This is a genomic window from Runella aurantiaca (assembly GCF_003339505.1).
GTDB lineage: Bacteria > Bacteroidota > Bacteroidia > Cytophagales > Spirosomataceae > Runella > Runella aurantiaca.
The window spans coordinates 195,310-221,273 of sequence record NZ_QPIW01000006.1; the positions used below are offsets into that span (position 1 = coordinate 195,310).

The 25,964-nt window shown below is 45.2% G+C and carries 22 protein-coding genes; 15 read left to right on the forward strand and 7 right to left on the reverse strand.

The genetic code is table 11. The features are described from left to right. Positions 1-30 precede the first annotated feature (30 nt). The 5 genes from lolB1 (at position 31) to DVG78_RS30545 (ending at position 4,581) form a co-directional block, all read left to right on the forward strand. Positions 31-993 carry a lipoprotein insertase outer membrane protein LolB1 gene (gene lolB1 / locus DVG78_RS10140; RefSeq protein WP_114460966.1) on the forward strand — a complete coding sequence of 321 codons (963 nt, stop codon included), beginning with the start codon at positions 31-33 and terminating at the stop codon, positions 991-993. Positions 994-1,043: 50 nt separating this feature from the next. Beyond that, on the forward strand, positions 1,044-2,489 hold the full coding sequence (locus DVG78_RS10145; protein WP_229598185.1) for a murein hydrolase activator EnvC family protein: 1,446 nt from the start codon (positions 1,044-1,046) through the stop codon (positions 2,487-2,489). Positions 2,490-2,554: 65 nt separating this feature from the next. Continuing rightward, positions 2,555-3,379 (forward strand): 3-methyl-2-oxobutanoate hydroxymethyltransferase, encoded by an 825-nt coding sequence (gene panB, locus DVG78_RS10150; RefSeq protein ID WP_114460968.1) that lies wholly within the window; start codon positions 2,555-2,557, stop codon positions 3,377-3,379. A gap of 118 nt (positions 3,380-3,497) precedes the next feature. Then, a complete protein-coding gene (locus DVG78_RS10155; protein ID WP_114068870.1) occupies positions 3,498-4,226 on the forward strand; it encodes an RluA family pseudouridine synthase in 729 nt (242 codons plus the stop codon). A 49-nt stretch (positions 4,227-4,275) separates the two neighbouring features. Then, positions 4,276-4,581, forward strand: coding sequence for a DUF6787 family protein (locus DVG78_RS30545; protein WP_114460969.1), 306 nt, complete (start codon positions 4,276-4,278; stop codon positions 4,579-4,581). On the opposite strand, the gene DVG78_RS10165 is transcribed toward DVG78_RS30545, so the two are convergent. Next, the gene (locus tag DVG78_RS10165; protein WP_114070401.1) at positions 4,576-4,755 is read right to left on the reverse strand and encodes a hypothetical protein; all 180 of its coding nucleotides are present in this window, start codon (positions 4,753-4,755) and stop codon (positions 4,576-4,578) included. The genes DVG78_RS30545 and DVG78_RS10165 overlap by 6 nt on opposite strands. A 295-nt stretch (positions 4,756-5,050) precedes the next feature. On the opposite strand from DVG78_RS10165, the gene mutL reads away from it, so the two are divergent. The 6 genes from mutL (at position 5,051) to DVG78_RS10195 (ending at position 12,915) form a co-directional block, all read left to right on the forward strand. Then, the gene (gene mutL / locus DVG78_RS10170; RefSeq protein ID WP_114460970.1) at positions 5,051-6,922 is read left to right on the forward strand and encodes a DNA mismatch repair endonuclease MutL; all 1,872 of its coding nucleotides are present in this window, start codon (positions 5,051-5,053) and stop codon (positions 6,920-6,922) included. A gap of 114 nt (positions 6,923-7,036) precedes the next feature. Beyond that, positions 7,037-7,816: a rhomboid family intramembrane serine protease gene (locus DVG78_RS10175; RefSeq protein ID WP_114460971.1), complete on the forward strand. Its 780-nt coding sequence runs from the start codon at positions 7,037-7,039 to the stop codon at positions 7,814-7,816. 114 nt (positions 7,817-7,930) lie between these two features. Continuing rightward, the gene (locus tag DVG78_RS10180) at positions 7,931-8,848 is read left to right on the forward strand and encodes a rhomboid family intramembrane serine protease (protein WP_114460972.1); all 918 of its coding nucleotides are present in this window, start codon (positions 7,931-7,933) and stop codon (positions 8,846-8,848) included. Between the two features lie 120 nt (positions 8,849-8,968). Beyond that, on the forward strand, positions 8,969-10,903 hold the full coding sequence (gene dxs, locus DVG78_RS10185) for a 1-deoxy-D-xylulose-5-phosphate synthase (protein WP_114460973.1): 1,935 nt from the start codon (positions 8,969-8,971) through the stop codon (positions 10,901-10,903). Positions 10,904-11,168: 265 nt separating this feature from the next. Beyond that, positions 11,169-12,398, forward strand: a complete 1,230-nt coding sequence (locus DVG78_RS10190; protein WP_114460974.1) for a dicarboxylate/amino acid:cation symporter — start codon at positions 11,169-11,171, stop codon at positions 12,396-12,398. Between the two features lie 127 nt (positions 12,399-12,525). Further along, on the forward strand, positions 12,526-12,915 hold the full coding sequence (locus DVG78_RS10195) for an RDD family protein (protein WP_114460975.1): 390 nt from the start codon (positions 12,526-12,528) through the stop codon (positions 12,913-12,915). 59 nt (positions 12,916-12,974) lie between these two features. Here DVG78_RS10195 and DVG78_RS10200 read toward each other — a convergent pair whose 3' ends face one another. After that, positions 12,975-13,619 carry a MarR family winged helix-turn-helix transcriptional regulator gene (locus DVG78_RS10200; RefSeq protein WP_114460976.1) on the reverse strand — a complete coding sequence of 215 codons (645 nt, stop codon included), beginning with the start codon at positions 13,617-13,619 and terminating at the stop codon, positions 12,975-12,977. Between the two features lie 174 nt (positions 13,620-13,793). On the opposite strand from DVG78_RS10200, the gene DVG78_RS10205 reads away from it, so the two are divergent. Then, complete coding sequence (locus tag DVG78_RS10205) at positions 13,794-16,265, forward strand: TonB-dependent receptor (RefSeq protein WP_114460977.1); 2,472 nt, start codon at positions 13,794-13,796, stop codon at positions 16,263-16,265. Between the two features lie 73 nt (positions 16,266-16,338). Here the strand turns inward: DVG78_RS10205 and DVG78_RS10210 are convergent, their stop codons facing one another. Then, positions 16,339-17,271, reverse strand: a complete 933-nt coding sequence (locus DVG78_RS10210) for a sugar phosphate isomerase/epimerase family protein (RefSeq protein WP_114460978.1) — start codon at positions 17,269-17,271, stop codon at positions 16,339-16,341. Positions 17,272-17,442: 171 nt separating this feature from the next. Next, positions 17,443-19,662 (reverse strand): S9 family peptidase, encoded by a 2,220-nt coding sequence (locus tag DVG78_RS10215; protein WP_114460979.1) that lies wholly within the window; start codon positions 19,660-19,662, stop codon positions 17,443-17,445. A gap of 246 nt (positions 19,663-19,908) precedes the next feature. On the opposite strand from DVG78_RS10215, the gene DVG78_RS10220 reads away from it, so the two are divergent. Next, positions 19,909-20,778, forward strand: coding sequence for a carbon-nitrogen hydrolase (locus tag DVG78_RS10220; RefSeq protein ID WP_114460980.1), 870 nt, complete (start codon positions 19,909-19,911; stop codon positions 20,776-20,778). A 76-nt stretch (positions 20,779-20,854) separates the two neighbouring features. Here the strand turns inward: DVG78_RS10220 and hisIE are convergent, their stop codons facing one another. From hisIE to DVG78_RS10235, 3 genes are all read right to left on the reverse strand, one after another. After that, on the reverse strand, positions 20,855-21,454 hold the full coding sequence (gene hisIE / locus DVG78_RS10225) for a bifunctional phosphoribosyl-AMP cyclohydrolase/phosphoribosyl-ATP diphosphatase HisIE (RefSeq protein ID WP_114460981.1): 600 nt from the start codon (positions 21,452-21,454) through the stop codon (positions 20,855-20,857). A gap of 93 nt (positions 21,455-21,547) precedes the next feature. Continuing rightward, complete coding sequence (locus tag DVG78_RS10230; protein WP_114460982.1) at positions 21,548-22,711, reverse strand: sigma-54-dependent transcriptional regulator; 1,164 nt, start codon at positions 22,709-22,711, stop codon at positions 21,548-21,550. 201 nt (positions 22,712-22,912) lie between these two features. Further along, positions 22,913-23,611 carry a peptidylprolyl isomerase gene (locus tag DVG78_RS10235; RefSeq protein ID WP_114460983.1) on the reverse strand — a complete coding sequence of 233 codons (699 nt, stop codon included), beginning with the start codon at positions 23,609-23,611 and terminating at the stop codon, positions 22,913-22,915. Positions 23,612-23,680: 69 nt separating this feature from the next. Between DVG78_RS10235 and DVG78_RS10240 the strand changes: the two genes are divergently transcribed. Both DVG78_RS10240 and lpxD read left to right on the forward strand, forming a co-directional pair. Next, positions 23,681-24,913 (forward strand): HD domain-containing protein, encoded by a 1,233-nt coding sequence (locus tag DVG78_RS10240; protein WP_114460984.1) that lies wholly within the window; start codon positions 23,681-23,683, stop codon positions 24,911-24,913. A 10-nt stretch (positions 24,914-24,923) separates the two neighbouring features. Continuing rightward, positions 24,924-25,961: a UDP-3-O-(3-hydroxymyristoyl)glucosamine N-acyltransferase gene (gene lpxD / locus DVG78_RS10245; RefSeq protein WP_114460985.1), complete on the forward strand. Its 1,038-nt coding sequence runs from the start codon at positions 24,924-24,926 to the stop codon at positions 25,959-25,961. Positions 25,962-25,964 lie beyond the last annotated feature (3 nt).

Here is a 25,964-nt window from a genome sequence, read left to right on the forward strand (position 1 = left end):
ACAATCTGTACCTGTTTTTTTCTATAAAATATGAAACTTAAAGTACCATTAGTTAATGTAGTTGTCGTTGAGGTACACCGCGTCTCTTCGGGTTGTTTACGCACTCAAAAACGCCCTTCCAGCCCAAATACGCAGTGGAATTCTCTCCTAACATTTAGTACTATAATCTTGGTTGTACTTTTTTCGGCTTGTCATCGGCCACGACAGAGAAACAAAACTGAAACATCCGCCGACACCCTAGCCGCCGTTCTCAAAGACACCGTTGCGGTGTTGGAAAAAGATACGACAGCGGTGGCGGTAGTTCCGCCCGTTATAGAGCCCGAAGAGACCAAAGTGAACGTTGAAATGGTTGATTTTAAATACTTATCGGCCAAATCAAAAGTTTCGTTTAAAAGTAAAGACCAAGACATAGACAATGCCAATATCAACATTAGAATGCTGAAAGACAGTGTGTTGTGGCTTTCGATTGTGGCTGGCCCCATTGAGGTGGTTCGGGGGCTCATCACGCGTGATTCAATTCTGATTGTAGACCGTTATCACAAAGAATATTACCAGTACGATTTTAGTACACTCAGCCAAAAATTTAATTTCCAACTGAGTTTTGACTTGATTCAGTCTATTTTGGTCGGAAATATGCCAATTCCTAAGAAAGAAAATCAGCGGTTTAAGAAGGAAAATGATTATTTCATGCTCCGCCAACAAGAAGGCAAAATTATGTTGGAAAGCTACATTGGAGAGCAAAACCGTCGTTTGAAAAAATTGCTGGTTACCGAACAGCCCACCAAAAATTCACTAACCCTCGACTACGACGATTTTACGCAACTCAACAATTACCTGTTTCCTTATACCAGTTTGATTCAGTTGGATTACCAATCTGAAAAAGATAAGCTACAGTATCAAACGGTATTTCGGATAAAGCACCAAAAAGTGGAATTGGCTGAAAAAACGCTTAGTTTTCCGTTTAGTGTTCCACCCAAATATGAGCGAAAATAGGGGGTTGGTTGATTTTAAAACGTATTGTTGCTGTGTTGAATAAGCTATTTATGAGTAAAAAAAGGTTTGATTGTTATGCTAAAAATACTGCTGCTGCGCGCAAAAGTGATGTACGTAGTTTTCAGCATAATACTTCGTTGGCGTTTAAATTACCCGTACTGATTGGATTGGTACTGTTCATCTCCTGTTTTTCAGCAATGGCCCAAAAAAGCCGTCAACAGCTCGAAAAAGAGAAACGGGAAAACATGGAGCGTTTGCAAGAATTGCAGGGAATCTTAAAGCAAACAACCGAACAAAAGCGCTCTAGTCTAGGACAACTTAAGGCAATCAAACAGCAAATCAATGCCCAAAACCGTAAAATAGACCTCATCAACGATGATTTAAAGTTGATGGATTCCGAACTTACCGAGCTGCAACAAGCCAAAGTGGCGCTAGACAAAGACCTCGACAAATTGCGTGATGAGTATGCCCGCATGATTTACAACGCCTCAAAACGCAACAATAGCCTTAGTGAATTGAGTTTCCTATTTTCGGCGCCTACCTTCAATCAATTTTTGGTTCGTTACAAGTACCTAAAGCAATACACCGACGAGCGTGAGAAGCAAGTTACCCAAATGAAAAAAGTGCAATCACTCATGATTGCCAAGTCAAACAGCATCAGCAACAAGAAAAAAGACCAAGAAAACGCCCTCAAAACGCGGATTGCAGAAAGTAAAAATCTGGAACAGCTGAAAGGCGAAAAAGACAAAGTAGTCCAAGAATTAAGCGGTCGGGAAGCAGAAATTAAGGGCGAAGTAGCCGAAGTGCGGAAAGCAAACAAGCAATTGGAGAATGCATTGACGCGCATTATTCAGCGCGAAATCGAAGAACGACGCGAACGCGCCCGCGCTGCTGCCCGCGAAAAAGCCGCTCGGGAACGAGCCGAGCGCGAAGCTGCCGCCAAAGCGGCGGCCGAAAGAGCCAAAGAAAAAGATAATAACGAAGAAATCACTAAAGCTGAACCTCCCGCCGCGAAGCCAGAACCGAAAAAAGAGGAGCTTAATAACGAAGGAATGAACGAAGAAGAGGTAACGCTAGCAGCCTCTTTTGCCGCCAACCGAGGCCGTTTGCCCTGGCCAGTGCCTGGATTTATTTCAGACGGTTTTGGGACTAAAGAAGTAATAAAAAATGTCTATCAGGAAAATCAAGGAGTGGATATCCAAACTACTGCAAATGCAGCTGTTCGTGCTGTTTACGATGGTATCGTTATGGATGTAAGTAACGAACCCACAGTCATGAAAAACTTCATTTTTGTTCAACATGGAGACTTTTATACTGTTTATGCTAAACTTAAAAGTGTTAATGTACGTGTTGGACAAAGAATTAAAGCACGTGAACCTATCGGAGTAGTAGCTACAAACGGGGATGGTGTTTCTGAAGTCAATTTTCAGATTTGGAAAGAAAATAAAAATACAGCAAGTAAGCTCAATCCAGAAGTCTGGCTGCGTCCTAGATAAAAAACGGTAATCATTATTTGTACATCAAACACAAATAATAGATAACCAACAACTTATACATCAAAATGTCAACTCAACTTTCCTCCCTCGAAGTAAAGCGTATTACCACGCACATCATACAGGAAATGAAAAACCGGGGCGAAAAAATCTCCGCCCTTACCTCCTACGATTTTTCTATGGCGCGCATTGTAGATGCCGCTGGGATTGACATTATTTTGGTGGGCGACTCGGCCTCCAATGTCATTGCAGGCCACGAAACCACGCTGCCCATCACCCTCGATCAAATGATTTATCACGCACAGGGCGTTGTTAGGGCCGTGAAGCGGGCTTTTGTGGTGGTCGATTTGCCTTTCGGTTCGTATCAAGGAAATTCACGCGCCGCGCTTGATTCGGCCATTCGTATCATGAAAGAATCGGGTGCACACGCCGTAAAGCTTGAAGGAGGTCTTGAAATAAAAGAATCCATTATTCGGATTTTGAGCGCTGGTGTACCCGTGATGGGTCACTTGGGCCTGACTCCCCAATCAATTTATAAATTTGGCACTTACACCGTTCGCGCTAAAGAAAATGCCGAGGCCGAAAAGCTTTTGCAGGATGCCAAAATGCTGGACGAAATCGGTTGTTTCGGGATGGTCTTAGAAAAAATTCCTTCGAGCCTGACCAAGCAAGTGTCTGAAAGCGTCAGCATACCAACCATCGGTATTGGTGCAGGGCCTCATGCCGACGGGCAAATTCTGGTAATTCACGACATGCTGGGCATCACCAAAGAATTTAAACCGCGCTTTTTAAGGCGCTACGCTGATTTGCACAGCATCATGACGGATGCTGTCACTAATTACGTCAAAGACGTCAAAGCAAACGATTTCCCGAACGAAAAAGAATCTTACTGAACCATCAGCACTGGTTCTCCGTTAAGATTTAATTGTTCGTAACGAATGTTCGTAACGAAGTTTGTAATGAACAATTCAGGGCAGATAAGCTGCCATTCACTATTAACTTTTGATTCCGATGGCCAAGCCATTTCACGTAGTATACGAAGATAATCACCTCATTATCGTCAATAAACCCGCTGGTCTCCTCGTTCAGGGCGATTCCACCGGCGATGTTCCGCTCTTGGAGCTAGTAAAAGATTACATTAAAGAAAAATACGAAAAACCTGGGGAAGTGTTTTTGGGAACGGTTCACCGCATTGACCGCCCCGTAAGTGGCTTAGTGGTTTTTGCCAGAACGTCGAAAGCCCTTGAACGCATGAACGAAATTTTCCGTAAACGCGACGTTCAGAAGACCTACTGGGCGGTGGTGCGCCGACGCCCTCCAAAAAAGCAGGACAAACTCGTAAGCTGGTTGGTCAAAGACGAAAATAAAAATGTTGTCTCTGCCTATGATTATCCCGCCGACAAGGCCCAAAAAGCAGAACTTACGTATCGTTTGTTGGGTGAAGTAAACAAGCATTACTTGCTAGAAGTAACACCGCACACGGGACGCCCGCACCAAATCAGGGTTCAATTGGCACAAATCGGTTGCCCGATTCGGGGCGATGTAAAATACGGCTCGCCAAAACCCAACCACGACGGCAGTATCAATCTGCACGCCCGTCGGTTGTTTTTTACGCATCCAGTCAAAAAAGAATCTATTTTATGTCGGGCGTCATTGCCAAACGACCCGTTCTGGGAAGAATTTTTGGATTTAGACCCTGAAGAAATCGGCCCAGAACATTTGGCGTTTTTGCACGAATAATACACCTGACTTACCCAAGCCTGATTCTAGCACACAGACTACCCATTAAATGACTTGGATTGATAAACTCAAAAACCGTTGGGGAGTAAAAAACAGTTGGCAAGTAGTAATTATACTACTTGTCTTTGCCTGTACGGGATTTACCGTGATGTACACGAAGCGATGGATGGTCCAATGGCTTTCCATTGAAAGCACATGGGCCGTGTGGGCGTTTAATATTCTTATTATTTTGCCCCTTTATCAGGTCATCCTTTTATTTTACGGATGGGTTTTTGGGCAATTTCAGTTTTTTTTGAACTTCGAAAAAAAAATGTTCAGGCGCCTGATAAACATATTTTCTCGCAAGCACTCATAGCTCTGAAGGCTCAACAGTTTTTTCTACCGTCGAAACGTCAGACCACATTTGTTGGGCCATCTGCTCTACCGTGTTAAACACCCCTTGGAGGGCTCCGAACACAATACATAAAGGTAGAATAATCGGAAGGAAAATTAGCCACTGAAAGGCCAAATACAGGTTAGGCTTCTTCATCTTAGTTAGTGTCATTAGTGTAGTGCAACTGATTGATTAAAAGTAGAATACCTCTCTTTTAAGCCTTTCCTCAAACAGCGTGCCAAAGTATTTAAATGGGGTAAATTTATTTTTAGAACAAAGATAAAAAAGTTATCTATATCCCAATAAAGTAAAATTATATATCTTTTTAATCATATAAACGCGTTTTTATTTTTAATTGTTGCAACATATATATTTTTTAACTAAAATCTACACTGCGTAAACGTTTTGAGCCCTTTTTTTTGTTGTATAATTTGAAAGACGTACCCCCAATATGCAAGATGTAATTCGCCTGTTGCCCGATGCCATTGCTAACCAGATTGCGGCGGGTGAAGTAGTACAACGCCCGGCTTCCGTTGTAAAGGAGTTACTGGAAAATTCCATTGATGCGCAGGCCAAAAATATTCAGGTAATTATTCGTGACGCTGGCCGTACCCTTATTCAGATTATTGACGACGGCGGCGGTATGTCGGAAACCGATGCCCGCATGAGTTTTGAACGCCATGCAACGTCCAAAATCCGCCATGCCGACGACCTTTTCAAAATTCGCACCATGGGTTTTCGTGGTGAGGCATTGGCTTCGATTGCGGCCGTTGCCCAAATTGAAATGCGGACCCGACGCCCTTCCGATGAAATTGGAATCTTGCTACGGATGGAGGGTTCTGAATTGAAATCACAGGAATCAGTCGCGTGCCTTCCCGGAACCAATATATTGGTCAAAAACCTCTTTTTTAACGTACCCGCTCGACGCAATTTTCTCAAAACCAATTCCGTCGAAATGCGTCATATTTTGGATGAATTTCAGCGAGTTGCGCTAGCCCATCCCGAAATTAGTTTTTCCCTTTATCACAACGACACCGAGGTTTATAATCTCTACGCAGGCAAATTGAGTCGCCGCATTGTGGATATGTTCGGGAAGAACTACCGTGAACAACTGATTCAGTGCCAAGAAGAAACCCCTTACGTAACCGTGAGAGGATTTGTAGGAAAACCCGATTTTGCGCGCAAAACCCGAGGTGAGCAGTTTTTTTTCGTAAACGAGCGGTATGTCAAACATAGCTACCTGCACCACGCTGTGTTGGCGGCTTATGAATCCACCATTTCGGAAGGTAGTCATCCATTTTATGTGTTGATGCTGGACATCGACCCCTCACACATTGATATCAATATTCACCCCACAAAGACCGAAATAAAGTTTGACGATGAGCGCTCAGTGTATGCGCTATTGATGGCCGCCATACGCAAAGCAATCAGTATCAATCATTTATCTCACTCGATTGATTTCGAATCAAACGTTAATTTCCTCAGCCCTATGTCGGGCCCTCGAACCAATACGGCACCCAAGCCACCGAGTTTTATGCGAGATTCGACGCTGGCCCCTCCCCTGCCTACTTCACGGCGTGAGGAAACCAATTTGTCTCATTGGGAAAAACTATTCGATGGCTTTCAAAAACCCGATCCCACGCCCGTACAAACCACCTTGGAGCTGGGCGAAAAAGAGGACTTTTCAGAACCACTTCCTACGACCCTCGGTAGCCGGGCCAATGCGCTAAGTGCCGAAGATGAAGACATTAAAAATCGTCGTTTGGCGGTGCAGATTCAAAACCGTTATGTAGTCTCGGCGGTTAAGTCAGGGATGATGCTCATTGACCAGCGCGCGGCCTATGAACGCGTACTGTATGACCGCTATTTAAAACAACTGGAAAACCAAAATGCCGCGTCGCAGCAACTTCTTTTTCCAGCTACGGTCAGATTATCACCGGCCAATATTCCGATGATTCTCGAAATGCGGGAAGAAATCACGGCCTTGGGTTTTGATTTTGACGCACTCGGGCCCGATACACTCGTGGTAAGAAGCCTTCCAGGTGATTTACCAAGCGATAACATACAGCAATTATTTGAAGAATTATGTGAACAATTGCACCAGAGTCATGATGAGCTACGACTCAATCGCTCCGAAACAACCGCTCGCACGTTGGCCCGACGTTTTGCCTCCCGTTATCTGGTGCGGCTTTCGTCGGATGAAATAGAAAAGTTAATCAACCAACTGTTTATTTCTTCCAACCCAAATTATACGCCAAGCGGCGAACCCATTTTTGTCATTTTATCGTTAGACAAAATAGCAAATCTGTTTAAGAATGGTTAACTGTCAGAAAGTTAAGTCGTCAATCGCACATTGTCCAAACTCAATTTAGTCTTAACCCCTTAACAGTTAACCTTTAACCATCAATAGAATCGTTTCTAATTAATCTGTGCTTTTATGTTCAATATTACTCCGATTGTACGGAATTTATTAATTCTTAACGTCGTCATTTTTTTACTTCAAGACCTCAGTCCCCTTATTGTAAACTGGTTTGCGCTGCATCCTGTAATGGGTCCAGAATTTAGGCCACATCAGTTTGTTACGTATATGTTTTTGCACGGGGGTTTTGGGCATTTATTCAGCAATATGCTCGGGCTTTTCTTTTTTGGGCCCTTGTTAGAGCAGCACGTGCTGGGTACCAAGCGTTTTGTCATCTTTTACTTTGTTACGGGGATTGGCGCGGGATTTTTGTATGCGGTCATCAATTACATTGAAATGTCGCAGCTCAGTCATGCCGTTGACCTATACGCTCAATACCCTTCTCCCGACGCATTTTTGGATTTTGTGACCCGGTTTGCTCCCGACATAAAGCAAGGTGCTCTGGGTTTTTTGAATGATTTTGAAGATCAACCAAAAAATTTATCGTATATCAACGAGAGTGTAGGGTTTGTAAAAGATTTGTATCAACAGCGGCTGAGTATCCCAATGTTGGGGGCTTCTGGGGCAATTTTTGGAATTATCGCCGCATTCGGGCTTATTTTCCCCAACATGGAAATGATGTTATTGTTCTTTCCTGTCCCCATCAAAGCCAAATATTTCGTTACTTTTTACGCTTTATACGAATTATATGCGGGTGTCTATATCAGAGATTCGGGAGTGGCACATTTTGCCCATATTGGAGGCATGATTTTTGCGTATATATTGTTGAAGGTATGGCGGGTTAAGCGAATGCACTGATTTGCGTTATTGTATATTTTTACCTAACTTTCGTTAAAAAAACAACAATAAAAAGCCTAAAAGCTTGTTTGAAATTACTAATAATTAACCAATAACCATTAACGACCAAAAGGCATGGGCAGCATTTTTGACGATGTTAAGGGGGAGTTTTCAAAGACCAACAATGCGGTTGTTAAACTCATACTTTTGAACCTGTTCGTCTTCGTGACGGTCATTGTTCTCTACATTATTTTCACTTTTGGTCAATATCCTGTTTATTATGAATGGGTAATGGAACAGTTACGCCTTCCTGCGGACTTTAATGCGTTTTTGCATCGCCCTTGGACTTTGCTCACCAACTTTTTTGTTCATCAGGGGCCTTTTCATATTTTCTTTAATATGCTCTCTTTGTATTGGTTTGGGCAAGTGTTGGAAGAATACCTCGGCAGCCGACGGCTCGTTGCTCTCTACCTGCTGGGGGGACTCGGAGGGGGGGTGTTGTTTTTAGCATTGTATAACACATTACCTTATTTTCAGGGAGAACTGATCAGTACTACGCTCGTTGGTGCTTCAGGAGCAATTTTTGCGGTCATTTTAGGGGCAGCTACGCTCTTGCCAGATCATACTTTTTTTGTCTTTTTGATTGGGCCAGTTCGTTTGAAATACATTGCAGCTTTGTGCATTATCATTTCAATGGCTCAGTTGGTAGGACCTAATGCCGGTGGCAATGTAGCCCACATTGCAGGAGCAATGGTGGGCTTTGGTTTCATAAGATCCCTCAAAAAAGGCCACGATTGGGGAACGCCCATTTATGCCATTAATGATTTTTTTCGGAAGTTGTTTACCGGCAAGCCCAACGTAACCATTCCCCAACGCGCCCGCGCCACTACCACCTCAGCGGCGCGCCACTTTACTTCCAGCAGCGAAAATTCGGCCATTTTGATCCCAAATCAAGACGAAATCGACGCTATTTTGGACAAAATTTCGAAATCAGGGTATGAAAGTTTGACCCGGGAAGAGAAACAAAAACTCTACAAAGCAAGCCAGCAGTGATGGGTTGGGGGAAGGTGATATTCAAACTTTTGATAAGTTGCTTTTCTTTTTCGTACTTTTGCCAAACACTTTTATCGGTACGTCGGTTATAGTACTACGTTTGTTTCAAGCTGTTACACAATGCTCATCACTCCAGGTAAATTACTTTCGCAACTCCATACGCCCGAAGATCTGCGTAAGTTAGACTCATCCCTACTTCCTCAAGTATCGCAAGAACTCCGACAGTACATCATTGATTTGGTGTCTGTGTACGGTGGTCACTTTGGCTCAAGCTTGGGAGTTGTTGAGCTTACCGTTGCCTTACACTACGTTTTCAACACGCCCGAAGACCAGTTGGTATGGGATGTAGGCCACCAAGCCTACGGCCACAAAATCCTCACTGGACGACGGGATAATTTTTATACCAACCGCCTCTACGGCGGTATTTCGGGTTTCCCCAAACGCAAAGAAAGTCCTTATGATTCTTTTGGCGTAGGGCACTCCTCTACCTCTATTTCTGCCGCGCTGGGCATGGCCGTTGGCGCACGGTTAGGTGGTGCTCAAAATCAACAATCCATCGCGATTATCGGCGACGGTGCCATGACGGGTGGAATGGCATTTGAGGCGATGAACCACGCTGGAGCGCTCAACAATACCAACCTGCTCATCATTCTCAATGATAATTGCATGAGTATCGACCCCAACGTGGGGGCGCTCAAAGAATATTTGACCGACATTACCACTTCCCATACTTACAACCGCGTGAAGGAGGAAGTTTGGAATCTGCTGGGTAAAATGAGCCAATTTGGTAAAAATGCCCGTGAGATTGTTTCCCGCGTCGAAGATGGACTCAAGGCAACCTTGCTGCGCCAAAGTAACTTGTTTGAATCACTTAATCTACGCTATTTTGGCCCCATTGATGGCCACGACGTCGATCATCTAGTACACGTTCTCAATGATTTAAAAAATATTCCAGGCCCAAAACTGCTGCACTGCGTCACGGTCAAAGGAAAAGGATTTGCCCCTGCCGAAAAAGACCAAACAAAATGGCACTCTCCCGGTAAATTTGATAAGATTACGGGCGAAATCTTTAAGAAAGTATATGACCAACCACAACCACCCAAATACCAAGATGTATTTGGAAATACGCTGGTTGAATTGGCCGAACTAAACGAAAAAATTGTGGGCGTAACGCCTGCCATGCCTTCTGGCTCATCGCTCAATATCATGATGAAAGCCATCCCCGACCGGGCTTTCGACGTGGGCATTGCCGAACAACACGCCGTGACTTTTTCGGCGGGAATGGCTACTCAAGGCTCGGTGGTCTATTGTAATATCTACAGCACTTTCATGCAACGGGCTTACGACCAAGTTGTGCATGATGTTTGTATTCAGGAACTACCCGTTATTTTCTGTCTGGACCGGGCAGGATTTGCGGGGGCCGACGGCCCTACGCACCACGGTGCCTACGACATTGCGTACATGCGTTGTATTCCTAACATGGTGATTTCGGCTCCAATGAACGAACAGGAGTTGCGAAACCTAATGTACACGGCCCAATTGACCGAAACACAGGAATCGAAAAAAGCATTTACCATTCGCTACCCACGTGGCGAGGGCGTCATGCCCCAGTGGAAGACGCCATTCGAGAAAATTGAAATCGGTAAAGGACGTAAAGTACGAGCTGGTGACGACGTAGCCATTCTGACCATTGGACACATCGGTAACTATGCCGTTAAGTCATGCCATATACTCGAATTGGAAGGCATCAGCGCCGCCCACTACGATTTGCGGTTTGTAAAACCTTTGGATGAAGCCCTGTTACACGAAGTTTTTCAACAATTCGACAAAGTCATTACGGTAGAAGACGGCTGTTTACCCGGAGGAATGGGCAGCGCGGTGGTCGAATTTATGGCTGAAAACGGATACCATGCCCAGGTAAAACGTCTTGGAATTCCAGACCGCATTGTAGAACACGGCGAACAACTTGAACTACACCGAGAATGTGGTTTCGACCCCGAGGGTATTGCTCGTACGGCTCGTGAAATGATGACGACCCCCGCAATTGCTTTGTAAAATTCATTTATATTATTTCTACAAGAGGCTCGGTGAATCACCGAGCCTCTTGTGCGTTTAAAATTACCCGAACGTCTCCTGATTCGCCGAGTTCAGGGCAGTTTTTCGTCCTGACACACGCTTTTTTTTCTTTTTTTTCCTAATTTGTGGCAGAATCATGAAGTGCGGTAAGCAGGCCTCCAATCTTTATGGTTATTCTTTTTAAAATACTACTCACTAAATTCTTTGAAAATTTCAACCTAACGTATCTATAACCCAACACTTCATGAAACTAAACATTACTACCAAAATCATCATTGGCTTCGTATTGGGCGTAATTATCGGTCAAATCCTGCACAGCACCATGAGCCCAGAAGATGCCACTCAGATTGCCAATAAGTTTCAAATCCTCAGTAAAGTTTTCCTCAAATTAATTAAAATGATTGTCGGCCCGCTAGTGTTTTGCACTTTGGTGGTGGGGGTTGCCAAACTTGGTGATTTTAGCGTAGTAGGACGGATTGGGATTAAAACGCTGCTTTATTTTTATTTTGCCACGATTCTCTCGCTGATTGTGGGCTTGGTTGTGGTCAACGTAACCCGTCCCGGAGAAGTGCAGCAATGGCCGCGTCCTGCCGCAGGAACAGAAGTGGGCGTATCGGGCAAAGCCATGAAAACCGTCGAAGATTTTATCCTTCATATCTTTCCCGACAGCTTTTTTAAAGCATTGGCCGAAAACGAAATCCTGCAAATTGTGGTATTTTCACTGTTTTTCGGAATAGCCCTTGGAGCAGTGGGCGAGCATGGGAAAAAGCTAATCAAGGTGATTGACAGCTTGGCCGAAGTGGTGTTCAAAATAGTTGGCTATGTGATGCAACTTGCGCCATTCGCCGTTTTGGGCGCTATGACGGGCGTGGTAGCGTTGAAAGGACTCGGAATCCTTATCTCCTATGCGTATTTGATTCTCTGCTTCTTCGGAGGGCTTCTTTTCTTTGTTTTTGGGGTCTTGTGGGTGATTTGTCTTGTAATGCGGATTCCGTACCTCAAATTGTTGGCGCACGTCAAAGATTCAATGATTCTGACGTTCAGTACGGCTAGTTCAGAGGCCTCTTTGCCGCAGCAAATCACGGCGTTGGAGAAATTTGGTTGCAGCAAGCGTATCATCGGATTTGTGTTGCCGCTCGGTTATTCTTTCAATTTGGACGGCTCGATGATGTACATGACCTTTGCGACGGGCTTTATTGCGCAGGCATACGGCATCCCGCTTTCCATTGAGCAACAAATAGCGATGTTGCTTACGCTGATGATTACCTCAAAGGGAATCGCTGGAGTGCCAAGGGCCTCGTTGGTGGTGATTGCTGGTACGCTGGCTCAATTTGATTTGCCCGTTGAAGGACTTGCGCTACTTATCGGCGTGGATCCGTTTTTAGATATGGGACGTTCGGCCACTTCAGTGGCGGGCAATGCCGTAGCTACGGCCGTTATTTCCAAGTTAGAAGGAGAATACATCGAGAGTTAAGACAAATTTTACGTAATTTATTTTTACAAAAATTAACCCGTAACTCCTTGACTGTTTGGCTGAAAAGAAGTAGGTTCGGTAAAAAATTCCCTGAACCACTTTTTTTACTCTAAACCTTCTTAATCTAATGCAAAAAGCCGATGCCATCCAACGTTTTGTAGCTGCCTTTATTGACGGTATTGTGGGTTACCTTCCCGCCTGGATTTTAGCCTTTATTTCTTTTAAACTCATTTTTGTGGGGTATCTTATTGCCATTGCTTACGTACTCACCAAAGACGCCATTCCTGCCACAAACGGATTTTTCGGAGGGCAAAGCATCGGTAAAAAATTAATGAAAATCAAAGTCATTAAGGAAGATACTGGCGCGGGTATTGAGGGAGATTGGGGTACGGCCATCGTGCGCCAAGTTTCATTGATGATTCCTCTTTTTGGTTTTGTTGATGCCCTGATGGTATTTAGCGATGACAAAAAGCGTTTTGGCGATAAATGGGCGAATACCATCGTGGTAAAGCAATAGCCAGAATCATAAATCTATTCTAAAAAAAGCGTTTGCGAACTCCTTCGCAAACGCTTTTTTTATTCGGTTTGATTTAAATTCAATAATTCATCTAAACTTTTCTCCCGCTCGTTTAGGAATAACGGTTTGTGAAAAAAATGCAGCTTTTGAAGCAGATACAACAACTGCAACTTCTCGATTTCATTTAGATTACCAGAAATAATCAAGCTTGCCTTTCGCATCTCACCGAACGTTCCGAACAAAACTCCTTTTCCTCGCTCCGTAATCAACAAGCGCTTGCTTCGACGGTCGTTGGGGTCGTCGGTTTGTTCAATGAGTTTGTTATTCAACAAACGCTTTATCACCTCCATTCCCGTCGTTTTTTCGTGGATGTTCAATTCGATGATTTCTGTTTTTGAACACCCTCCTCTTTGCCAAATACCCGCCAAATAGCCGAAATCATCCAGCGTAATGAGCGCCGAATCTTCGAGGGCTTTTTTAATGTACCCTTTGGCGTAACGGTACAAAAAAGCAATCAATTGCGACAACAATGCCTCCACTGTTTCACTGTTTTCAAAATCTACCGCAGCATCGGTTGATTTTGAAAAAACCTGCTGATTCAAATACGCCACAAATCCTTCCATGTCCTTTCGTTGAGAAGAAGAACGCTGGGCTTCGTAATCTGCCAGATGACTAATTAGCTGTTGCAGGAGTTCGTAATTCATTTTTTTAAACTAAAAACATTCTAATATATTAAAATTAATTTGTTTTCGTACAAACAATTTCAAATTTGGAATGTTATTGTATCAAACATAGATAGAACAAAATCAAACCTAAAATGTTTGTCTAGTCGCCTATTTAGCTAAGAACCATCTTGCAATATATACAATCGAAAAACAATGAATTCAACGTCAACACTCACAAAAAACCCCAATTACCCTGCCCTAGCGGCCTTCTTCGTGGTTGCCTATTTAAGCCTTGCTTCGGCTTTTGCCCAAAATACGGGCACTATTCTCGGCAACGTCAAAGACAAACGTACGCAAGAAGTACTGATTGGCGTAACGGTTCAGGTGGAAGGCACCAACCAAGGCACCACTACGGATACCGAAGGTAAGTTTAAACTCAGTTTGCCAGTGGGCAGCTACAACCTCAAAGCGACGTTTGTCGGTTACAAAGCCACCAGTAAATTTAACATCGTGCTTACTTCAGGCAACGCCCAGCAAATCAACTTCGAGCTGGAGGAAGATGCCGTACAGTTGGCCGAAACCAAAGTTGTTTTTAACCGTTCAATTTCGGTTGCCTCCGTCGAAACGCCCAACTCCATCCAAAAACTAACCACCGAGGAAATCAAAAACAACCCTGGCGGCAACTTCGACATCTCGCGGGTGATTCAGGTATTACCTGGCGTTGGCGGTACGGCTGGGTCAGTGGGAGGCTTTCGCAATGACTTGATTATCAGGGGAGGTGGCCCAAATGAAAACGTATTTTATTTGGACGGGGTCGAGATACCCGTCATCAATCACTTTGCCACGCAGGGAAGTTCGGGCGGCCCAACGGGGATTTTGAACGTATCTTTTATTGAAGATGCCACGCTGAGTTCGAGCAGTTTTAACGCCCGTTACGACAACGCCCTTTCGTCGGTACTTCAATTCCGTCAGCGCGAAGGTAATCCAGAGCGTGTGCAGGGAAACATCCGGGTCAGCTCAACCGAAATAGCTGGCACGTTAGAAGGGCCTATTTCCGCCAAGACCACTTTTTTAGCCTCGGTTCGCCGCTCGTATTTGCAGTTTTTATTCAAGGCCATTGACTTGCCCATTCGGCCCAATTATTGGGACTTCCAGTACAAAGTCACGCACAAAATCAATAAAAAAACCACGCTAACGGCCATCGGCGTGGGAGCCATCGACGAATTTACTTTTGCTGTTCCGCAAGAAAGCAGCCCCGAAAAAGAATACATTCTGCGCTCCAATCCCAACATCAATCAGTGGAATTATACGACGGGTTTTTCACTGAAACGGCTTCTGGAAAACGGTTTTATGAATGTTTCACTGAGCCGAAATATGTTTAATAACCGTCTGGACCGCTTTGAAGACAATCGTCAGGGCGATGAACGATACCGCGCACTGAAGAGCAATTCGCAGGAGATTGAGAATAAACTACGGATTGATGTCAATAAATTCATTGGAAAATGGGAATACAGCTACGGAGCTGTGTTGCAATACGTCAAATACAACAACGATTTTTTCAACGTCTTACGCCGCGAAATCACTAATTCACAAGGGCAAATCGTGCAACCGGGCATCACGGTAACTTTTAATACGGCCATTGATTTCTTCAAATACGGTGCATTTGCCCAAGTGAATCGTAAACTACTCAACGACCGCCTCAATCTTTCGGCGGGCCTACGCACCGACATGAATTCTTTCACGACCAACGGCAACAATCCACTCGAAACACTGAGCCCACGCCTGTCGGCCAGCTATCAAGTGAGCGACAAATGGCGGCTGAATGCGTCAGTGGGGCGTTATTTCAAGACCCCGATTTACACCGTTTTGGGCTACCGCCAAGATGGGAATTTGGTCAATAAATCCAACAAATACATTCGTTCTGACCACGTGGTAGCGGGTCTTGAATTCATTCCAACACCTACCACGCGCATCACGCTCGAAGGTTTCTCGAAAATATACGATAACTATCCCGTTTCGGTACGCGACGGCATATCGTTGGCCAATCAGGGCGGCAATTTTGGCGCCATCGGCAACGAAGCCGTGACCAGTACTGGCAAAGGCAGAAGTCGGGGAATTGAATTTTTTGTTCAGCAAAAACTCACCAAAAACTTCTTCGGGGTGTTGAGTTACACTTATTTTCAATCTGAATTTTCGGGAAAAGACGGCAAATATGTGGCCTCAGCTTGGGATACCCGCAATCTAGTTTCGACCCAGTTGGGTTACAAATTTAAGCGGGGTTGGGAGCTGGGCCTAAAGTGGCTTTACCAAGGCGGCGCCCCCTACACGCCGTTTGACTTGGTAACTTCACAAAGAACCTATCTCACCAGCGGTGTGGGCACCGAAGACTACACTCGCCTCAATAGCCAACGACTCAAAGCATTTAGTCGTGTGGACTTCCGGGTGGATAAAAAATGGAATTACAAAAAGATGTCGATTGACTTGTTCTTTGATTTTCAAAATGCCTTGTTGACTGCCAATCCTGCCTTTCCCCAATACACATTTGAGCGCACCGCCGACAATTCAGGCTTCAAAACCAATGATGGTCAAGCCCTTAGGCTCGACGGCAGCAACGCCATTCCGCTCATTTTAGCCAACGAAGACGCCAATTTTACCCCTGCACTGGGCTTGGTGATTGAGTTTTAAAAACACTTATTTAAACAAAAAGGGACGTGTCGAATATAAAAACTCAACACGTCCCTTTTTGCAAATACGCTTTTTACACCATTGCCCCCACTCGCTCCAACAGCTTTTTGGTGGCTTTGATGCCGTCGTATTCTGACATCGTCGGCCCTTCGTATTCAATGCCAACGATACCTTTAAAGCCGCTGTCTTTCACGATTTTGAGAAGTTTGACATAATCTATTTTTACTTCATTGCCTTTGTCATCAAAGTTGTTGGTTTTAGCACTTACTCCTTTGGCATAGGGCATTAATTCTTTGGTACCTACGTAGCGGTCGTATTCGTTTTTGCAAGTACGTTCACCTGCTCCATAAGACGACTCAATACAAAAATTGCCAAAATCGGGTAAGGTTCCGCAGTTTTTCATCCCCACTTCTTTCATAACACCAGCCAGCCACTTTCCGTCAGACGAGTTTCCACCGTGATTTTCTACAATCACGTTAATTTTCTGTTTAGCCGCATATTCGCTCAATTTGGCTAATCCGTCGGCGGCCTGTTTCGCCTGTTCTTCCTTGGTTCCCTGGCCTCGGGCATTCACTCGAATGGTAGCACAACCCAGATATTTGGCACAATCTACCCATTGATAATGCTTCTCGACGGCCTCCATGCGTTTTTTAGCATCGGCTTCGCCAAGATTCCCCGCCGTATCCACCATGATAAGGTGGTTTTTAATATCGTTGTCTTTACAGCGTTGCAGGAGGTCATTCAGGTAAGCGGTATCCTTGGCTTTGTCCTTAAACATCTGGTCTACATATTCCACAATACCAATCCCAAACTCCTTACGAGCCACCACGGGAAAATCTAAATTGGTCAATTTTTTTTCGTTAAGAATGGTTTTGTGCAACGACCATTCGGCCAACGAAATCTGAAACCACAGTTTTTGCGGCTCAGCAGCAAAAAGTTCGGGGGCAAACGCGGCCATACCCGCAGCAGCGCCTAAGTTTTTAATGAAAGTGCGGCGATTATTCATAGAAATTCAAGGTGTTTTTAAACTTTTAAAGATATATATCTGAGGCTTTTGTCTCTTTGTCATTTTGTAAAAATCCAACACTCATCACTTAATAACAACGTTGGTTTTTAAAAGACAACAAATTAACTTTTTTATAAAACAACAATCGAAAAAGTACTGAAGGAACCTATTTTACTTCTTCCCCACGTACCGTTCAAAAAACTCATAGATACGCAACATCCGATCAATGCGTTGACGCGGGTTGCCTGTACGACTCAGCTCGTGTGTACCGCCGGGCATCCGCACATATTCTACTTCACGACCCAGAATTTTCAGGGATTTATACATCATTTCGCTCTGAATTACGCCCGTCCGCAGGTCATTCTCGCCGTGTTTGATGAGAAAAGGGGTTTTTATTTTATCAACAAACGTATAAGGCGAATTCGCATCCATTGACTGCTTGGCTTCGGTCTCCCACGGATAGCCGCCAAAATAGCCGGGCACCAAACGCCACGCGTTGCCCTCGCCCATAAACGTAGTCAGGTCGTACACACCGCGTTGGGCAAAAGCCGCCTTAAAACGATTATCATGGGCGATAATCCACGCCGTAAGGTAACCCGCATACGAACCTCCCGTAATGACCTGACGCGAAGTATCAGCCCAAGTTTCTTTGGCCGCATCCGCGCAGGCACGCAACACATCGGCAGCGGGACCAGTGCCCCAATCACGGTAGTTGGCTTTCATAAAATCGACGCCGTAACCGCCCGAACCGCGCGGATTGGCATATACCACCCCGTAGCCCTGCGCACAAAAGAACTGATGTTCGTGCCACATCGACGCTTCGCCAGGCCCCCACATGGCGGTAGGACCACCGTGCATATTGAGCAGCAACGGATATTTTTTGCCTGCCTCCACAAACGTCGGTTTCATAATCCAATACTCGATGGTCTGGCCTTTTTCATTTTTAAATGTCCGTTTTTCTGGCATACTCAATGCTTTTTTGCTTACCCAATCGTTATGGGTCGACAACTTCACGGCGTTTTTTGCCAATACATCGGCCTGATACAACTCTGAAGGGTTAGCCACTTCAGTTTTGGCAAAAACAACTTTATTGGGAAGAACATCAAAATCAGTCACACCGCTTTCAAAATCAGACAATTGCTCAACTTTATCAATGGTCGGAACCGCTCTGAAAAGCGGAGCTCCACCGTTGGAAGAGGCCGTAAAATACACGTATTCTACCTTACCAACTTCTTTCTTGTTTTTTGGGAACGTCAGCGTAACCCATTTCAAATTACCAGGAGAACGGTCAAAAGGATTAACGGAGTATTTGGCAGCCGTCGTTTTTAGGTTTAAAAAGCCCAAATGTCCTTGGTCCAGTGTGGCCGATTTGACAGGAGCCTGTGACGTAATGAAAGCCAACCACTGTCCATCGGGTGAGGGAGTGGGCTGCCCAAAATTACGCCCTTTTTCTACCAAAACCGTTCGCATCCCGCTACCATCAGCGTTCATGACACAAATGCGACTTTCGGCATCGCGGTCGGGATGAAGCAGGCTATCGGCGCGGGTACTAAACCAAATCTGTTTGCTATCGCCCGACCAAGCGGCACCCGCGTACGAATAAAACCCTTTGGTAAGCGCCACCGGCTTGGCCCCTTCTTTAACATCAATGACCAGCAAATGACTAAAGCTCAACTCCTGCCCCGCCGAGGCTTCGCCCTGAAAGTTGAGTCGATTGATGACCTTGGCTTTTTTATCTTCTACGTCCTTGTCCAAATACGCCCTGATTTCTTCAATCGTCCCGTCAGGATTGGGTTTTGCAGTATTTTTTTTCAGAAATTCATTTTTGGCAAAACCTGCCTTTTCCAAACTCCATGCAGGGCCTGCTTTCGTCGGATTCAGGGTAGAATCAGCCATTAATGCCGAAAACACCGCGCTGGTAGAAAATAATAGGTGGCGGCCATCGGGCGAAAACTGCGGCCCCGAAGCACCATGTTTGTAATCGGTCAACTGCCACGCCTCTCCACCTTCCAAAGGCATTACAAAAATCTGCGCTTTGCCTTTGACGGCCCGCACAAACGCCACGCTTTTTGCGTCGGGACTCCATACGGGTTGGCTGGCACTTTCGTTGCCCCGCGTAATGGCCCGCGGGGGTGTTTTTCCGTCCAAATCCACGAGCCAAAGGTGGGTTCGATATTCATACTCAAGTGCTTCTGAGGCAGGCTCAAGCGATGTAACGGTATAAACGACCCGCTTTCCATCGGGCGAAACGGCAATTCCACCCACTTGCTTGATGCGCGTCAAATCGGAGGCAACAATTTTTTCTTTGGTTTGCGAAAAACCGTTGAGGGAATGATAAAAAAGAACTGTTGATAGAAAAACAATTCTCGATAGGTTAGTAAAAAACATCATCTTAAAGGGTTTGTTGATTTAAACTCTAAAGTAAGCACTTTCGTGGATTTGTCAATATGTAACGTCGGTGTAACGTCGGCGAGGTTCAAAACCTCGCCGATGTTCTAAACCAGCACTTTCGCCGATTTGTCAATAAATAAGGGTTTTCGCATTACCTTTGTAATCGGTAACGTCGGCGAGGTTTTGAACGGCAGGCCCTGAGCCCTCGCCGACGTTCATCCACATTCCAATCAAAGTTAATTTTCCATGCGAAATGTAAAAGTGGGTTTGGTGCAAATGAGCTGCACCGCCGATGTCAACCATAATGTAGAAAAAGCCATCGCCAAAACCCGTGAGGCGGCGGCTCAGGGCGCACAAATTGTGTGTTTGCAGGAATTGTTTAAATCACTTTATTTCTGCGACGTGGAAGACCACGCCAATTTTAGCCTCGGAGAAGCAATTCCCGGCCCCACCACCGAGCAATTTGGGGCATTGGCCAAAGAGCTTGGCATTGTCATTGTTGCCTCTTTGTTTGAAAAACGTGCCCCCGGACTCTATCACAACACAACGGCCGTTTTGGACGCCGACGGCAGCTACTTGGGCAAATACCGCAAAATGCACATTCCCGATGACCCCGGATATTACGAAAAATTCTATTTCACTCCAGGCGATTTGGGCTATAAAGTGTTTAATACCAAGTTTGGGAAATTAGGCATTCTGATTTGCTGGGACCAATGGTACCCCGAAGCGGCGCGCATTACAAGTCTGATGGGGGCCGAGATTTTGTTTTATCCCACGGCCATCGGCTGGGATACCAATGAGCCAGACCCTGCCGTTAATTTGGAGCAATACAACGCTTGGCAAACCATTCAGCGCAGTCATTCAGTAGCCAACGGCGTGTATGTCGTGTCGGTCAACCGCGTAGGGCGCGAAGCCGACCAGCAGTTTTGGGGCGGGTCATTTGTATCGAATCCTTTCGGAAGTCTTATGTATTTGGCTTCGCACGACCAAGAAGAAGTAAAAGTGGTGGAATTGGATTTGGATAAAACCGAATACTACCGCACCACCTGGCCCTATCTCCGCGACCGCCGCATTGATAGCTACCAGCCGATTACTAAGCGTTTGATTGATGAATAGTAGGCTATTGTAAGAAGTCAAAGATATTGGACGTTAGAAATTAACAAATAGTCTAACGTTCAATATCCAGTTTAGCTTACTTATGTCTTTCCTTCAACACATCCACGATGTCGTCCAAATCCATGCCGCGCTGTTCGAGCAGAATGAGGTAATGAAAAAGTAGGTCGGCGGCTTCGTTTTTGAACAAATGGTCGTTGGTATCTTTGGCTTCAATCACGAGTTCGACCGCTTCTTCCCCTACTTTTTGGGCAATTTTATTGACGCCTCTTTGGAATAATTTACTCGTATAAGATGCATCTGAAGGGTTATTTTTACGATCTCGGATGATTTGCTTTTGCAGGTAATTCAGAAAAGGAGCTTTGCCTTCGTTCTTTTCAAAAAAGCAGGTATCCGCACCTGTGTGGCAGGTAGGGCCAATGGGATGGGCTTTGATGAGAATCGTATCTTGGTCACAATCCACCAAAATTGCTTTGACATTCAAGAAGTTACCAGAGGTTTCACCTTTGGTCCAAAGGCGTTGTTTGCTACGGCTGAAAAACGTAACCACTTTTTCGGCTTCGGTTTTGGCCAAGGCCTCTTCATTCATATACCCCAACATCAGCACTTTGCCCGTCTCGTGGTCCTGAACCACGGCAGGTACCAAACCATCCGGGGATTTTTCAAAATTGATTTTCATACATTGGTAGGTGACCGTAAACAATGGACTTTGAACATTAGACAAATTGTCTGGCGTTCAAAGTCCCTCGTCAAAGTCTATTTTCTAAATAAATTAATTACCGAAACTCGCGTACAAACGTACATCATCGAGCATGATTTCGTCGCCACACATGATGACCAAACGCTCAATAACGTTGCGAAGTTCACGCACATTTCCCGTCCAAGGCAACGACTTCAGGTGTTGCATGGCATCGGGAAGAATGGTTTTGGGAATACCGCCGTATTCCTGTGAAATATCATACAGAAATTTATCGGCCAGCAATAAGATGTCCTCCCGGCGCTCCGACAACGGCGGTACATGAATCGGAATAACGTTGAGGCGATGGTATAAGTCTTCACGAAAGCCCCCTTCGGCGATTTCGCGCTTCAAATCTTTATTGGTTGCGGCAATCACCCGCACGTTGATTTTGATTTCTTTGTCGCCACCCACCCGCGTGATTTTACTTTCCTGCAATGCCCGAAGTACTTTGGCTTGGGCCGAAAGGCTCATATCGCCGATTTCATCCAGAAAAAGGGTACCTCCATCAGATTGTTCAAACTTCCCGATACGCTGTTTGACGGCGCCTGTAAACGCGCCTTTCTCATACCCAAACAGCTCACTTTCAATTAATTCGCTCGGAATAGCAGCACAGTTCACTTCAATCAGCGGCTTGTTGGCGCGACTGCTTTTCTCGTGAATTTGCTTAGCCACCATCTCTTTTCCTGAGCCGTTGGCCCCCGTAATCAAGACCCTTGCTTCGGTGGGCGCTACGCGCTCGATGGTATCCTTTACCCTTTTGATAGGGGCAGATTCACCCACAATTTCGTTGATTTTAAAAATACGTTTTTTCAAATCAACGGTTTCTGCTACCAATTTCGATTTCTCTATAGCATTACGAACCGAAACCAATAAACGGTTCAAATCTGGGGGTTTGGTAATAAAATCATACGCTCCCCTTTTGGTAGCCTCAACGGCATTTTCCACATTACCAAACGCCGACACCATGATAAATTGGGTTGGGCGCCCCGCTTCTCCCGCTTTCAGGAGTACTTCGAGCCCTTCCAATTTTGGCATCCGGATATCACAAAGTGCTACATCGTAGGAATTTTTCAAAATCATATTGAGGCCTTCTTCACCATCTTTGGCTTCTTCAACCTCATATCCTTCATATTCTAAAATATCCCGCAGCGCCGCCCGGATACTTTTTTCGTCATCCACAATTAGGATTCTAGCCATCAGTAGTAGAAATGTTAACCGTTTATTGTTAGTTGTTAATCAAACAGCGATTGCTTAAAAGGTTTTCGTTCTTCTGATTAACAAAAACAACATGCTGTGCAATAGCACTTGAATGGGCAAATTTAATAAACCCACGTCGGAAATTACGCGAAAGAATTGAGCTTTTACAAATATTTTAGCTTTATCCTTGCTATTTCTATCTTATTCAAAGATATATCCGTACTGTTTCGTAATTTTTTTCTTCTTCATTTTTTCGGCCGCCAGCCGCATTCTTACATCTTTGAGAGGGCGGTCGGCCCCATCTTTAGGCTGATGCGCAATGCTGTCGATGACTGCTAACCCGCTGATTACCTGACCAAAAACAGTATATCCTCCGTCCAAATGAGGGCTACCACCAAGGGTGGTATAGGCTTCTTTTTGCGCGGCAGTCGGCATTCTGCCTCCCCGGTTTAGTTGTGCCGTAAGACCCGCGGAATCCCAGACTCGGCCCTGAACAATATAAAATTGACAGCCCGACGACGCTTTTTCGGGGTTATTGTTGCGCGCTGCTGCCAGTGCGCCTTTTTTGTGAAACAGTTCGGGTTTAAACTCCGCAGGAATTCGTTCCAGATTTGAGCCTCCGCCACCGAGCCGTTCGCCCGCTTTGGCATTTTTTGAGGTAGGGTCACCACCCTGAATCATAAACCCCTCAATAATGCGGTGAAAAAGCAGACTATCGTAAAAACGGTCATTGATTAATTTTAGAAAATTCTGTTTGTGCAACGGCGTGCGGTCGTGCAATACGGCTTTCATCTCGCCATAGTTGGTATGAATGGTGACAAGATAATCTTTACGGGATTTTTTCTGCGCCATTGATTGCACGCAACTCAGCAGGAGAATTAATAGACAAAAACGATTCATTTAGGTATTGGCTTTATTTTTTCACGAAATTGCAATCAAAAAAAAAGTTTCCCAAATTTTAGACAGCCCGTGAACAAACGCAAAATCCTCAACGACCCCGTTTACGGTTTCATCACCATCCCGTCTGACTTCGTTTTTGATTTAATAGAACACCCTTACTTTCAGAGACTTAGGCGCATCAGACAACTCGGATTGGCCGAATTGGTCTACCCCGGAGCGTTGCACACACGCTTTCATCACGCCTTGGGAGCCATGCACTTGATGGGCCAAGCGCTCAATACGCTCCGTTCAAAAGGGCACTTGATTTGGGATGCCGAGTGGGAAGCCGCCCAAATTGCCATTTTGTTGCACGATGCGGGCCACGGCCCTTTTTCGCACGTGTTGGAAAAAACCATTTTCACCAACATTCCCCACGAATACCTGTCCTTACAAATCATGAAAGAGCTTAGTCGCCAACTAGGCGGCCGGCTAGACTTGGCCATTCAGATGTTTGAAGGAAGTTATCCACGGCATTTTTTTCACCAACTTATTTCCAGTCAGTTGGACATGGACCGCATGGATTACCTCAACAGAGACTGTTTTTTTACGGGGGTAGCCGAGGGCGCCATCGGCACCGACCGCATCATCAAAATGCTTGATGTGGTAGACGACCAGTTGGTGGTGGAGTTTAAAGGAATTTTAAGCATCGAAAATTTTCTCAACGCCCGTCGACTCATGTATTGGCAGGTATACCTGCACAAAACCTCTATTTGCGCCGAAGTGATGCTCATTCAGGCCATTCGACGAGCGCGTGAATTGGTGATGAGCGGAGAGGCGGTTTTTGCCCCGCCCCATTTTTCTTTATTCCTAACCAATACCGTGACCCTCAGTCAATTCGAAGAAGATAGCGCTTATTTTCATGCCTTTACCAAAATTGACGATTATGATATATGGGCGTGCATTAAGGCTTGGGCCGACCATTTAGACACGGTTCTTTCGTCAATTTGCCAACGGCTGCTGGACCGAAAATTGTACAAAATTCAGTTCGCTGATGAGCCTTTTAGCCAAAATCAGCGCCAGCAAATCCATCAACAATTGACCGCTCAGGGCATTCCAGAAGATTTGCATCCCTATTATTTAGTAGAAGGACAATCTACCAATGCCGCCTATGTTTCGAGCGAAGAACGCATCCTCATCAAAATGAAAGACGGCAGCGTGCGCGACATTGCCGATGCTTCTGATTTACCGACCATTAAGGCCCTCAGTAATATTGTCCGAAAGTATTATGTTTGTTGGATGAAACCCCTAACTTTGCAGTCTTAATTAAGACCGTATGGAATTTACCGTCAAGCAGATTGCCGGACTGCTCGGAGGCGAAATAGAAGGAGATGGAGAACTGAAAATCAATCAGTTAGCAAAGATAGAAGAAGGTAAGTCCGGGACTATTTCTTTTTTGTCAAACCTCAAATATGAGGCATACCTGTACACTACCGAGGCGTCGGCAGTAATTGTAGATAAGCATTTTGAAGCCAGAAAAAAAGTAAACACAACGCTTATTCGGGTCGAAAACTCTTATACCGCTTTCACGCAGCTTCTTCAACAGTACGAACAAATCATCAAAGGAACGAAGCAGGGAATAGAACAACCTTCTCACCTTGGCGAGGGAACTTCCACGGGTGAAGGACTCTATCTGGGCGCTTTTGCCTACGTTGGAAACAACGGTAAAATCGGCAAAAACGTCAAGATTTTCCCGCAGGCATTCGTCGGCGACAACGTCTGCATCGGCGACAATACCGTGATCCATTCTGGGGTAAAAATTTATAATAATACCGTTATTGGCAAGAATTGTACGTTCTTTGCCAATGCAGTCATCGGAAGCGATGGCTTTGGCTTTGCCCCCCAACCGGACGGTTCTTACAAAACCATTCCCCAACTGGGCAACGTTATCATTGAAGACAGCGTAAGTATTGGAGCAGGCACCACCATCGACTGCGCCACCATGGGCTCGACCATTATTCGGGAAGGCGTAAAATTAGACAACTTGGTGCAGGTAGGGCACAATGTTGAGATTGGGAAACACACCGTTATTGCCGCGCAGGCGGGCATAGCTGGCTCAACCAAAATCGGCGAAAAATGCGTGATTGGTGGGCAGGCGGGCTTCAATGGGCACATTACGGTACCCAACGGTACGAAAGTCGGCGGGCAGGCGGGCATTACCAAAACCTGGGAGCAAGAAGGGTTATCTCTCAACGGTACTCCCGCCATTGAATTCAAAGACAGCCTGCGTTCAGCGGCTATCTTCCGAAAATTGCCCCAATTGGAAAAAAGAGTAAACGAATTAGAAAAGAAAATTAAAGACGATAAACAATAGGAA